The organism is Maribacter hydrothermalis (assembly GCF_001913155.1).
Taxonomy (GTDB): domain Bacteria; phylum Bacteroidota; class Bacteroidia; order Flavobacteriales; family Flavobacteriaceae; genus Maribacter; species Maribacter hydrothermalis.
In genome coordinates this window covers 2,988,077-3,001,096 of the sequence record NZ_CP018760.1, presented here as the reverse complement: position 1 = coordinate 3,001,096, position 13,020 = coordinate 2,988,077, and the positions used below count along the sequence as shown (strand labels likewise).

The following is a 13,020-nucleotide window of genomic DNA, read 5'->3' as shown; positions in this document are numbered from 1 at the left end:
ACGCTAATTTTCTTTTATGAATAGAAATGACTTATATGATATTGCCGAATCATGGTTTCAAAAACAAGATTGGAAGCCATTAAAATTTCAAAAAGATACTTGGAAAGCTTTTCTACAAGGAAAACACGGCCTATTAAATGCACCAACCGGTAGCGGAAAAACATACGCCTTATGGTTTCCAATTGTTTTAAACTACATCAAAAAGAATCCACAATATAAGACAAAACATAAAAAAGGATTAAAGGCTATATGGATAACGCCTCTTCGTGCGCTTTCAGAAGAAATAAGACAATCTGCAGAACGAGTGACTTTAGATTTGGAGACTCAAATGACGGTGGCAATACGTACCGGAGACACTACGACAAAAGCAAGGGCAGCCATGAAAAAGCAAATGCCCGATTTGTTGATTACCACTCCAGAAAGCTTGCAGCTACTTTTAGCCTCTAAGGATTATCCTAAAGTATTTAAGGATTGTACGGCTATAGTAGTAGATGAATGGCATGAACTCTTGGGTACTAAACGAGGTGTTCAAATGGAACTGGCCTTGTCGCGCCTAAAAACAATTTCTAAGGACATTCGCATTTGGGGTATCTCTGCCACAATTGGCAATTTAGAACAAGCAAGAGAAGTGCTTGTTGGTACGGACACACGGGCATTGCAAAATTCTACTTTAATAAAAGCGAATCTTAAAAAGAAGATTACCGTAAAAAGTATTATTCCAAAAAAAATGGAAACTTTTCCTTGGCGCGGTCATCTTGGGCTTCGATTGTTAGAAGATGTTATTCCTATAATTGAAAAAAGCAAAACAACACTTCTCTTCACAAATACACGCAGTCAGTGCGAAATATGGTTTCAAAATATTCTGGAAAAACACCCAGAATATGCTGGCGAAATTGCCATGCATCATGGCAGTATTAATAAGGAAACTCGTAATTGGGTAGAACAAGCTATACGCAATGAAAATTTAAAGGCAGTAGTATGCACTTCTAGTTTAGATTTAGGAGTAGATTTTGCACCAGTAGAAACCGTAATTCAAATTGGGGGACCAAAAGGAGTTTCCCGTTTTTTACAGCGCGCTGGTCGTAGTGGCCACCGACCAGGAAAAGAGAGTGTAATTTACTTTTTGCCTACCCATGCCATAGAACTTATAGAAGCATCGGCCTTGCAACAGGCTGTAAAACTGAATACAGTCGAGGACAGGATTCCATATCTAAATAGTTATGATGTTTTATTGCAGTACTTAACTACCTTGGCTATTTCTGACGGATTTTATCCAGATGAAATCTATACTGAAGTAAGACAAACATTCTGCTACCAAACCTTATCAAAAGACCAATGGCAATGGCTCTTAAATTTTTTGGTAATGGGAAGCCAAAGCTTACAAACGTATGACGAATACAAGAAAGTGGAGATTGAGGATGATGGCAAATTTAAGGTCAATGATCGTGGTATTGCTATGCGTCATCGTATGCAGATCGGTACCATTGTAGGAGATGTAAATTTGGCGGTTCGTTATCAAAAAGGTGGTTACTTAGGTTCCATAGAGGAATATTTTATTTCCAAACTAAATAGAGGTGACGTCTTTACTTTCGCTGGTAGAAATTTAGAATTTATTCGCATAAAAGATATGCAAGTACATGTCCGAAATTCCAAGGAAAAAACGAAAAAAATATCTAGTTGGATGGGCAGCAGAATGACACTTTCTGCGCAGATGTCTCATTTATTGAGGCAAGAGCTTTATTCTTCATTTAATGACCCCAAAGACCAATCTCCCGAGATAAGATCATTGGCTCATATTTTTGAGCGGCAAAGAAGGGAAAGTATTGTTCCAAAACCAAACCAATTCCTTATCGAAACCTTTAAAACAAGGGAAGGGTATCATCATATTTTTTACCCATTTGAAGGTCGTTTTGTTCATGAGGCCATGGGAAGCCTGTTAGGTTACAGAATTAGTTTGCTCTCCCCTATAACATTTTCATTAGCATTTAATGACTACGGTTTCGAGTTACTTTCAGACAAAGAAATAGATATACAACAAGTACTGGATAATGACTTATTTACATCTAGTTTTTTATTGGATGATTTACAAAAAAGCCTAAATGCAACTGAAATGGCGCGACGAAAATTTAGAGATATTTCAATAATCAGCGGAATGGTTTTTACGGGTTATCCAAATAAAGCCATAAAAATGAAACATTTACAAAGCAGTTCACAATTACTTTTCGAGGTTTTCCGTGATTACGAACCAGAAAATTTACTTTATCAACAGGCGTTTACAGAAACATTTCAACATCAATTAGAAGAAGGTAGGTTACGCCTTTCCATGGAGCGTATTGCAAGGCAAGAAATTGTTTGGAAACCATGTAAAAAAGCAACCCCATTTTCATTCCCACTAATTACTGACCGTATGAGTCGTGAAAAATTATCTAGCGAAAAATGGGAAGACCGCATTAAAAGAATGACAGCTATTTTAATGAAAAAGTAGTTACATTTAAACCAAATGAATATCGAATTCTTAAAAATTAATAATCAAAGTTTTACCATGCATCCACATGGTGTATTATTCTGGCAAGAAAAATCAATTTTACTAATAAGTGATGTCCATTTAGGAAAGGTTTCTCATTTCCGCAAATTTGGTGCAGCCGTGCCACAAAAAGCAGTTCAAAAAAATTTTGATTTATTGGACGAAGTTATTGCCTATTTTAAACCTGAAGTTATCGTTTTTATGGGTGACCTATTTCATTCTTCTTTAAATAAGGAATGGAAAATTTTTGAAAAATGGACCTCTAATATCACCTCAAAAATAATTTTAGTAGTGGGTAATCATGATATTATTTCCCCTGTAAAATATAAAGAATTAGGAATTGAGGTAGTCCCTGAAATTCAATTGGATAGTTTTCTTTTAACTCACCATCCAGAAGAAAAAAAAGGATTTTTTAACATCTGCGGACATATTCACCCTGCCGTACGTTTAAAAGGAATTGGTAAACAGTCTATGCGTTTACGTTGCTTTTATAAAACTGACGGCCAACTATTGTTACCTGCCTTTGGGGAATTTACCGGTTCGCACACCATAAGCCCTGTAAAGAATTGTCAAATTTTTGCCTTATTAGATAACACTGTTTTTCCAATTACAGTAAAATCTTGAAATCGTTTTCAATAAAAATTTGACATTCCAAATAAGCAAAACATACTTTAAAAGCGGATAAATATTATAAGTGGTCGTTACATAAAAATATTTTATTTCTAAGTGCTTCATAATCGTCGCAATTTTATGATTACGTTTTATTACAATTTCCAATCAAACAATTTTACTAATCAAATACTATTACTATTTTTTCTAACTTGTGCCTTTGTTTTTGTTGTTACTAACAAAGCTGTAATTGCCCTATGAAAAGAATTTTTCTAATTTGTTATGCTGCCGTGAGCATTTGGGCAATTCTAAGTGTACTTGTAAATGGAAGAAGAGCTTCACGTTCTTTTGGATGGATAATTACCATTCTAATGCTCCCAATACTAGGACCATCAATTTATTACTTATTTGGTGTTAATAGAAGAAAATTTAAATTCTATAAACTCAAAAAAAATAGTATTAGGCAATTATATGATGAAAAATATTCTCAATCTAAAATTACTAATCCTACAATAGAATTTTCATCGGATACTCTAACCAGATTATCAACCATAATTACAAAAAGCACTACTGTTTCCGCCTATAATGGAAATGAGGTAGAAATATACCAAACAGGGGTAAAAAGTTTTGAGTCTATATTTTCAGCCATTAAAACGGCCAAGAAATTTATTCATATTCAATACTATATACTGGCCAACGGAACCATACTAGATAAACTGATTGAACTATTAGCTTCAAAAATTAAAGAAGGAGTAGAAGTCCGGGTACTTTATGACTCCGTAGGGAGTTTCAGTTTTTCAGGGAAACTAAAAAAACGTTTAAAAAGTGTAGGGATAAAGGCCTTTCCTACCATGCCATTACGATTTGGAAATTTTATGTATACCCTTAATTACAGAAATCACAGAAAAATTGTAATTATTGATGGGGTTATCGGTTTTGTAGGTGGTGTCAATATATCTGACAAATATATTGGGTCGGATAAAGAGTTAGGAATTTGGTCGGATATTCATTTAAGAATTAAAGGCCCTGCTGTTGATAGTCTCCATCGTGTATTTATTAAAGACTACCACTTTGCAAGCGGAGAAAAAGTACTGCCTTCAGAAACGTATTTACCACAAATTGAAGAATCTGGACATTCAAAAGTTCAAATAGTTACTAGTGGTCCAGATTCCAAGCAGCCAACTATAATGTATCAATATCTAAGCATGATTGCCTTAGCCCGTAAAAGAGTTTGTATTGCAAACCCTTACTTTATTCCAGGGTCAAGTGTTTATAACGCCCTAGTTACGGCTTCTCTTGGTGGAACTGATGTAAACTTATTATTACCTAATAAGTCCGATTCTAAAATTGCCAAATATAGCATGTATGCCAATTTTGAAGGATTAATGGAGGCAGGAGTACATATTTACTTGCGCAAAGATTTCTCCCATAGCAAGGCAATTATAATTGATGATGAGTTGGTATCCGTAGGTTCTGGAAATTTTGATGTCCGTAGTTTTGAACATAATTTTGAAACCAATGCCTTAATCTATGATGAGAAAATTGCAAAAGAAATCGTAAAAGAATTCAATTCCCATTGCACAAAGGATATATTATTAGACTTAAAGAAGTTCAAAAAACGTTCTTATTTCCAAAAAATGAAAGAAGGATATTCCAAGTTATTTAGTCCGTTATTATAAGGCAAAAGTAAATCCGTTTTTAACATAAAATAGTACTCATTTTCTAAGTGTAGTTATTGAAAAAGATAAACATTTGGCTTTATCTAATCTATGGAATTATCCTGTACCTTAAAGTTTTATTCTTTAGCCTTCTCTTTTCCTTTTCTGTTCTTTTGATTATCGAGTTTATAATAACATTCCAAACTGTGCTACTATATTAATACTTATTAAGCACTACGATAATTAATGTAGCAAGTTTTGAATTCGTAATTACATTTTTTTAATCTTGTTGGTTCAACTAGCTAAATAATTTTACTTTACCCCTTGTATTATACAAATCAATAGCACATTACTGTTTTGCGATAATTAAAATATGTATAGGGATAATTCTTGGAAATTTTACTGTTCGTATAAATGTATATTTGTTAAGACGTTATTATTTCTTTGCTTTTAACAGCACTATTCAAAAAACTGTATGTTAAACCTCAGCATATTCGTTTAAAGAAAGTTTATCAATTCTAGTGAATAATATTACAAAACAAGAAATCTTTATTTATGCAAGCAAAATCAACAATAGTATGCATTCCCGACATAAGCGGATTCACCAGTTTTATGAGCGATTTCGATTTTGATTTGGCTTCGAAGGTTATACCCTCATTATTAAACAATATAATCTATTCTAACGATATTGGATTCAAAGTTTCTGAAATTGAAGGAGATGCTGTATTGTTTTATCGAAATGGAAAATTACCCAAGTTAGGAGATTTAATAGCCCAATGTAGATTCTTTTATACCGAGTTCTATAAGCAGTTAGAACAACTAAAAATAAAGTATAAAGGAAAAAAAGGCGCTTCGAAAATTCCAAAAGTGTTAGGGTTAAAAATTATACTTCACTATAGTGAAGAAATAGGTCTTGTACAAATAGGAAAACAAATTAAGTTAATTGGGGAAGATGTTATTACCACTCATCGGTTACTAAAAAATAATATTGAAATTAGCGAGTACATTCTTATTTCGGACGCCTTAATGGATATGTATACATCAGAATCTATTGATGATAAAGTAGATTGGACACCTATTAAAAAAGGAGAAATACAAGAAGAGCATTTAGGTAAAGTTGGTTTTACTTATATAGACCTAACACCGTTATTAGAATAGCAATTAATTAATATTAAATGGAATTAAGCAAAGATATATGACACGAAATAGTGCTAAATTTAAAATATCTCATCTGCCGGCACTACTTAAAGATACCTTTACTTGTTGGTTAAGTAAAGACCCTTTTAAATTAAGTGCGGTAGTTGCCTATTATGCCATACTTTCTCTTCCTGCGTTGTTGATTTTAGTTTTGGACTTAGTCGGTGCGGTATGGGGGAGAGAAATTGTACAAGGTCAATTAACTAGTGAAATAGCGAGTGCTTTTGGAACCGATACTGCTGTTTATGTTAAAGATATAATGACTAAAAAGGGTGGTTCCTCAACCTCTGTTATGGCAACAATTTTAGGTATAGGTACTTTACTATATGGAGCTACAGGCGTTTTTTATCAGCTTCAAAATGTTTTTGATGAAATTTGGGAAACCAGTCCAAAATTCTCTAATGATATTTTAGCAAATTTATTCGGTAGGTTAAAAAGTTTTGGTTTCATACTAATTTTTGGATTTCTGTTATTAATTAGCTTTGTTCTGACCTCCGCACTATCCGCTTTTTCAAGAAGAATCAATTCTTTATTACCAGATGGTTCTTTAGAGTTGGCTTATATTTTCGATATTTTAATATCACTAGGATTCATTTACCTATTATTTGCGGCAATGTTCAAATTTCTTCCTAGTACACATGTAAGATGGAAAGCTGTAAAATCGGGTGCAGCCCTAACCGCACTACTTTTTGTTATAGGCAAGTATCTATTAGCTTTCTACTTTGCAAAAGCTGAACCTGGTTCAACATATGGAGCTGCCGGGTCTATTATCTTGGTCATGCTTTGGGTATCTTATACCAGTTTAATTTTATTTTTTGGAGCACAGTTCACTAAAATATTCTCCGATAAATATCAACTACAGGTAAACTGATAATTATCATTTCTAATAAATTTGACTACATAAATTATCTAGAATATACTTTCAAATTCTAAGCATTAAATCCAATAAATAATAGTCCGCATAATTAATGGACACATCCATTTCATCCTATTTAGGCCAATTACCAGTACTATGTTTAAGGATAAAGGGAGCTTCTATTTCTGGAAAAACTATATAATCTTTCCCTTAGGTCTTTTATAAAATAATTAACCTTAAGGTAAGAATACATTTTAAACCTACATCATTTATAAATCACAATCATAATTGATTTTAAAAACAGAACACATAAAATTTAAAATCATTTTTAACCATATTTTTATCATTAATTTTACTTTACTTAAAATTCAAAAGAATTAAAACTAGATAAAACTTTAAGTAAACAACCTAGGAGCAAGCCTGCGAGACATTGAATTGAAAATTTAATTAAGATTTCAACGCAAAAGTCGGAACATTTGAATTTCGTTGATTGAGTAATTTGTCTAGTTGCGAACTATAAACATATTTTAAATTTGAATTTAGAACAAACATGGCGTTGGTACGGACCAACTGATCCCGTATCATTATCGGATATAAAACAAGCGGGAGCAACAGGTGTAGTTAGTGCTCTGCACCACATACCTAATGGTGAAATCTGGTCAGTGAAAGAAATTACGGAACGTAAGAATATCATAGAAGAAGCTGGCCTAACTTGGTCTGTGGTAGAGAGTGTACCCGTTCATGAGCAGATTAAAACCCAACAAGGCGATTATAAAACGTATTACGAAAATTACAAACAAACACTCATAAATTTAGGGAAATGCGGTATCGATACGGTCTGCTACAACTTTATGCCAGTACTAGATTGGACCAGAACAAATTTAGATTATGAACTTGAAGATGGCTCAACCGCACTTCGTTTTGAAGCTAATGCATTTACTGCTTTTGAATTGTATCTTTTAAAAAGACCTGGAGCAGAAAGCAGCTATACAGCCGCTCAAAAATCTGCAGCCAAGGTTTACCATAACAACCTTTCCGTAGAAGGAAAGAAGAAGTTAATAAGCAATATCATTGCCGGTTTACCAGGAGCTGAGGAAGGATATACTTTGAAAGAGTTTAATGCTATATTAGCCACCTACGATTCTATTGGGTCAAAGGAGTTGAAAGAAAATTTATTTGGGTTTTTATCGGAAATCATTCCAGTTGCAGAAAAATCTAATATTCGAATGTGCATACATCCTGATGACCCACCTTTCCCTATATTAGGTTTACCACGCGTGGTAAGTACAGAGCAAGATATTGTAGAATTGTACAAGGCAGTGGATAGTCCTAATAATGGATTAACATTCTGCACCGGTTCTTTTGGAGTTAGACCCGATAATGATTTACCGGGAATGGTAGAACGCTTGGGAGAGCGAATCCATTTCATTCACCTTCGAAGTACACAGCGTGATGCTGACGGCAATTTTCATGAAGCCAATCATTTAGAGGGTGATGTTGATATGTTTTCGGTTATGAAAGCATTGATAATAGAACAGAATAAAAGAAAAGCCGAAGGCAGAAAAGATACTAGAATGCCTTTGCGACCTGATCATGGACATAAAATGTTAGATGACCTAAGAAAGAAAACCAACCCTGGGTATTCCGGAATAGGTAGACTACGGGGTCTTGCTGAATTACGAGGATTAGAAATGGGGATTAGAAAGAGTCTATAACAACCTATTATTTAATCATCTAAAGCTTGAAGTTCCTTTTCTGTAAATTCCATTCCGGTTGAAGACTTCACACTTCTTAGTTCTCTTATACGCTTTGCGCTTAAACTTTTTGGCCGATCAGAAAAAGCATTCGTAACATATGATATAATATTAGCGATGTCCGTATCACTTATCGTCTCATTTCTAATAAGTCCGGGCATTGCTAAGTTTATGTTATACTCTTTGCCATTTACATGAACAGGTCCTTCTAAACCATGTAAAATAATTAACGCCAAGCGTTCTGTGTTTTTTACATGTTCAGAACTCATAAGTGGAGGCGCCAACCCATCTATACCTTTACCTTCTGCTCCATGACACGATGCGCAAATTTGAAAAAACATTTTTGCTCCACTTGTACGGGTATCTTCATGAGTTACTGTCTTAGTGAAAATAGCATTCTTTTTATCAGATTTTTTATCTGTTATACTTCTAGCCAATTTATTTACGAATTGTGTATGCTTTAGTGTACTCATTACCTCTTTATTTTCATAAATTAATGAATCTACATCAGCTAAACCGCTAATTACCGCATCTACTACGGTACTATTATTATTTCTTCTTTTTAGAATATCAATCATTAGTGGTGTAAATTTTTCATAATCTAGAGCAATCCAACCTCCTAAAACATTTCCTAAATAGCTATCTAAACTTAAATTATTCCTTGCTAGTACAGTATTAAATATAGTATATGCTTTTTCTATATTTTCTTCTGACTCAAGCTTTTTTGAAAGAATCAATGCATGGGCAGTTGCGTTTGGGTTTCCTTTTTTCATTACCTCAACTAAAAATTCGAAGGATAACTCGTTCCAACCCTCCAGAATATAAAGTGCATGAATTGGGGTCCATTTATTTTCAGAGTTAAGAGCTATCTCCTTTACTTTGTCAATTTCATCTTTTAAACCTTTATAAATTAAAATATGTTGAGCTCGATCACGAATCCATCCATTATCGCTATGTAATAAGGCCACCAATTCACTACCGCTTAAACTATCAAAAATTGGTGAATCCTCAGCGTTAGCATTTTCATGGGATACTTTTAGAATTCTTCCAAAACTTACAATAGTATCTAATTCTTTAACTTTTGCCTTATCTCTAAGATATGGACTCATATAGGCATGATGCCCAATCATACCTCTATGCATATCTACAATATATAGATTTCCTCCAGGACCGTTTTTTAAACTTACAGGACGAAAACCTTCATCTATGGAAGTCAAAAACTCTTTTTCTTCCCAAGCTTGTTTTGCAATAACCGAATCACCCTTAAAAGTCAAAAGTGCTCTTTTTATAAGATTACCTTCCGGTATGCTTATAAAGACATTCTCTTTATATTCCTCGGTAAACTTTCCTCCCCTATACACCAAGGGACTACAAGCTGCGGTTGCATTTACCAAAATGCTATCTGAATTTAAAACCCCTTTTGCATACCCTCTATTTACAGATCCCGCAAACTTTGGATAAACCCTTTGATCATTGGTCAAGAGCTTATCTACACTAGATTTTGGCGTAAAGTATTTATTATCTAAAAATGTATTTGGCGGTACAAAATCCCCTAGTAAAATTCTAGAATTATCATTGTAATACAACCTACCAAAATTATCGTGGGTAATTCCCCATTGCCCTCTAAAGGTAGTGGGTTCTTTTTTCCAAACTCCGTTTTGTCTTCTGTACCTAAAATTTGATTTTGCGTTGTATATCCAATTGTCAATATTTAATTCTAAGCCATTAGGTTGATGCTCTGGGTTACCCTCTACCGCATATATAGAATCTACCATAATCTTATTTACAGGTTTATCTTCTTCTATGTCTACAAACCATAAGTAAGGAGGCTCAGCATATAATAATCCGCCATACACGTGTGCCAGTGCTCTTGGCATTACCAAGCTATCCATAAAAACCTTTGAATGATCTGCGATTCCATCATTATCCAAATCTTCAAGTATGACTATACTACCAGTGGAATCCGCCTCACCTGAGCCTTGTAAGTCATTCATATAACCAGGCATTTGAGCAGCCCAAATTCTCCCTTTAGAATCAAAATCGATTGCTACAGGAGCTTTCAATAAAGGTTCTGCAGCTACTACTTCTAAATTGAAACCATCTTCAATAGAATAAGGTTTTAAAGAAACCTCGGTTTCCTTATAACCAGACTGACAAGAAATTAAAATAAAAAATGTAATAAGTAGTATAAAAAATGAAATACGCATGAAGGTTAAATATATAATAGCTACTATTAAAAGTGATGAAAATATAAATAATTAGAAGTCGTTGTTAAAATTTAGTGTTCCTAATTGTAAAAAACTAGCAAAAACATATTCTAACAAAATACCCTATAAATTTAGGTAATCGATAAATATGTTTTATTTAGACCCCGGAGAACGAAGTAAAACCGCCATCGACATCGAAAATGCTTCCAGTCACAAAACTTGACGCATCACTAAGAAGATAGTGAACCATACCATTAAGTTCAGATGCATCACCAAAACGACCCATAGGAGTATTTTTAATAATACTATTACCCCTTTCGGTATACGACCCGTCTTCATTGGTTAATAAACGTCTGTTTTGGTTACCAATAAAAAAACCAGGTGCAACGGCATTCACCCTAATTTTATCCCCATGTTTAGAAGCTAGCTCGTTTGCCATCCATTTAGTAAAAATATCAACTGCACTTTTAGCCATTGAATATCCAAGTACCCTGGAAATAGTTTGTTTTGCAGCCATGGAAGAAATATTTACAATAGAACCATATCCTTGTTCCACCATTAACTCACTTAAAATAACTGTAGGGATTACTGTACCAAATAAATTAATATCTACAACTTTTCTAGTATCGTCCATTGAAATATCCCTAACCGTCTGATCCGGTTTTAAAGTGGCCCCCGGTAAGTTGCCACCTGCTAAATTTACTAGTCCGTCTAAATGATTAAAATCTTTTTTAATCGTATTCTTTAATTTGGTAAGCTCGCCTTCGTCCATAACATCTACTTTAAAAATAAATGTGCTATTCGGCACTACTGCATTTAATTCTTTCTGTTTGTCCTTTAATTTATCTTCAGACCTTCCTAACAACAAAATTCTTGCTCCATTTTCAATTAAATATTGAGCAATTGATCCGCCCAAAGTTCCAGTGCCCCCAGATAGAGCATAATTTTTATACTTTAACGACAATAACTCGTTCATTTTCATCTGTTTTTTCAAAAGGGATAAAATAAAGACCTCTAAAATCTAGGACTGAATTCTATCCATTTAGTTTGTTCTGCCAAGTTAAGAGAATTCTTAAAAATGAGCTCTAATCTTCACCGTATTATAAAAAATACCTTAAAGCTTACCGATAAAAATGAAAACCTAAAAAATTGAATCTTAAATTTTCAATAATAGTCTTAAATCGACCTAATCCAATTGAACTACAACATTTATCATTCAAAATTTACGAGAATGATAAAAATTTGAGTCCACACGCTAATTTATGGAATGGACAGGTACATTTCTGTTTGTCGCCATTAACTTTGCAGTACCAATTTTAATACCGTGAAGAAGGCAATTTTTTTATGATTATTAGTACGTTTTCATTTAGTTTAATGAACTCGTTCGTAAAATATCTAGAACATATTCCAACTTTTGAAATTGTATTCTTTAGAACTATAGGTTCACTACTATTAGGAACATCATATATTTTAATAAAGGGGATACCGATTTTAGGAAACAACCGAAAGTTCATGATTTTTAGGGCTATTGCCGGTTTAACCGCAATGAGTTTGTTCTTTATGTCACTAAAATATCTACCCGTTGGCACTTCGGTATCATTAAGATACCTAGCCCCTATTTATGCCGCTATTTTCGCTGTTTTCTTACTTAAAGAAAAATTAAAACCTATTCAATGGTTTCTTTTTTTATTTGCATTTGCCGGTGTATTAGTTTTAAAAGGATTTGATAATAATATAAATACCATTGGTCTACTTTTAGTATTGGCAGCATCTGTTTTTAGCGGATTGGTTTATGTGTTAATTAGAAAAATTGGGAATAGTGATCACCCTCTAGTAATTGTAAATTACTTTATGTTCACTGGTACTGTTATTGGTGGAATTTTAAGTATTAATAATTGGTTTGCTCCAATAGGTATAGATTGGTTATTATTATCCAGCTTAGGAATATTTGGCTTTTTTGGGCAAGTATATATGACGAAAGCTTTTCAGATAGCAAAAACCAATTTGGTAGCACCATTAAAATATATTGAGGTAATATTTACAATTTTGATTGGTGTGAGCTGGTTTGAGGATATCTACTCATTTTGGAGCCTTTTAGGGATATTAATGATTTTAGCAGCTTTAATTGCCAATGTTGTAATTGGTAGAAAATAGCTGAATTTAATTGGCTATGCGCAGCACAAAAAAGCTACCGATTACAAAGCATCGATAGCAA

The 13,020-nt window shown here is 33.6% G+C and carries 9 protein-coding genes; 7 read left to right on the top strand and 2 right to left on the bottom strand.

Features of this window, described 5'->3' with window-relative positions:
• The first annotated feature begins 16 nt into the window (after window positions 1-16).
• The 6 genes from BTR34_RS12815 (at window position 17) to uxuA (ending at window position 8,559) form a co-directional block, all read left to right on the top strand.
• Window positions 17-2,485 carry a ligase-associated DNA damage response DEXH box helicase gene (locus BTR34_RS12815; protein WP_068486035.1) on the top strand — a complete coding sequence of 823 codons (2,469 nt, stop codon included), beginning with the start codon at window positions 17-19 and terminating at the stop codon, window positions 2,483-2,485.
• Between the two features lie 15 nt (window positions 2,486-2,500).
• Window positions 2,501-3,148 carry a ligase-associated DNA damage response endonuclease PdeM gene (pdeM, locus tag BTR34_RS12810; protein WP_068486034.1) on the top strand — a complete coding sequence of 216 codons (648 nt, stop codon included), beginning with the start codon at window positions 2,501-2,503 and terminating at the stop codon, window positions 3,146-3,148.
• A 242-nt stretch (window positions 3,149-3,390) separates the two neighbouring features.
• Window positions 3,391-4,812, top strand: a complete 1,422-nt coding sequence (cls, locus tag BTR34_RS12805) for a cardiolipin synthase (protein WP_068486031.1) — start codon at window positions 3,391-3,393, stop codon at window positions 4,810-4,812.
• Window positions 4,813-5,346: 534 nt separating this feature from the next.
• Complete coding sequence (locus BTR34_RS12800; RefSeq protein WP_068486029.1) at window positions 5,347-5,949, top strand: DUF2652 domain-containing protein; 603 nt, start codon at window positions 5,347-5,349, stop codon at window positions 5,947-5,949.
• 37 nt (window positions 5,950-5,986) lie between these two features.
• On the top strand, window positions 5,987-6,859 hold the full coding sequence (locus tag BTR34_RS12795; RefSeq protein ID WP_068486027.1) for a YihY/virulence factor BrkB family protein: 873 nt from the start codon (window positions 5,987-5,989) through the stop codon (window positions 6,857-6,859).
• A gap of 518 nt (window positions 6,860-7,377) precedes the next feature.
• Window positions 7,378-8,559 carry a mannonate dehydratase gene (uxuA, locus tag BTR34_RS12790; protein WP_068486025.1) on the top strand — a complete coding sequence of 394 codons (1,182 nt, stop codon included), beginning with the start codon at window positions 7,378-7,380 and terminating at the stop codon, window positions 8,557-8,559.
• Window positions 8,560-8,570: 11 nt separating this feature from the next.
• On the opposite strand, the gene BTR34_RS12785 is transcribed toward uxuA, so the two are convergent.
• Both BTR34_RS12785 and BTR34_RS12780 read right to left on the bottom strand, forming a co-directional pair.
• A complete protein-coding gene (locus tag BTR34_RS12785) occupies window positions 8,571-10,805 on the bottom strand; it encodes a DUF7133 domain-containing protein (protein ID WP_068486023.1) in 2,235 nt (744 codons plus the stop codon).
• A gap of 157 nt (window positions 10,806-10,962) precedes the next feature.
• A complete protein-coding gene (locus BTR34_RS12780) occupies window positions 10,963-11,781 on the bottom strand; it encodes an SDR family oxidoreductase (RefSeq protein WP_068486021.1) in 819 nt (272 codons plus the stop codon).
• 368 nt (window positions 11,782-12,149) lie between these two features.
• On the opposite strand from BTR34_RS12780, the gene BTR34_RS12775 reads away from it, so the two are divergent.
• On the top strand, window positions 12,150-12,959 hold the full coding sequence (locus BTR34_RS12775) for a DMT family transporter (RefSeq protein WP_068486019.1): 810 nt from the start codon (window positions 12,150-12,152) through the stop codon (window positions 12,957-12,959).
• The last annotated feature ends 61 nt before the right edge of the window (window positions 12,960-13,020 follow it).

What these genes read in the sequence shown, in the direction of transcription:
- pdeM (WP_068486034.1), top strand. Translation starts at nt 2,501, where the DNA reads ATGAATATCGAATTCTTAAAAATTAATAATCAAAGTTTTACCATGCAT.
- BTR34_RS12795 (WP_068486027.1), top strand. Translation starts at nt 5,987, where the DNA reads ATGACACGAAATAGTGCTAAATTTAAAATATCTCATCTGCCGGCACTA.
- BTR34_RS12780 (WP_068486021.1), bottom strand. Translation starts at nt 11,781, where the DNA reads ATGAACGAGTTATTGTCGTTAAAGTATAAAAATTATGCTCTATCTGGG.
- BTR34_RS12800 (WP_068486029.1), top strand. Translation starts at nt 5,347, where the DNA reads ATGCAAGCAAAATCAACAATAGTATGCATTCCCGACATAAGCGGATTC.
- BTR34_RS12785 (WP_068486023.1), bottom strand. Translation starts at nt 10,805, where the DNA reads ATGCGTATTTCATTTTTTATACTACTTATTACATTTTTTATTTTAATT.
- BTR34_RS12815 (WP_068486035.1), top strand. Translation starts at nt 17, where the DNA reads ATGAATAGAAATGACTTATATGATATTGCCGAATCATGGTTTCAAAAA.
- BTR34_RS12775 (WP_068486019.1), top strand. Translation starts at nt 12,150, where the DNA reads ATGATTATTAGTACGTTTTCATTTAGTTTAATGAACTCGTTCGTAAAA.
- cls (WP_068486031.1), top strand. Translation starts at nt 3,391, where the DNA reads ATGAAAAGAATTTTTCTAATTTGTTATGCTGCCGTGAGCATTTGGGCA.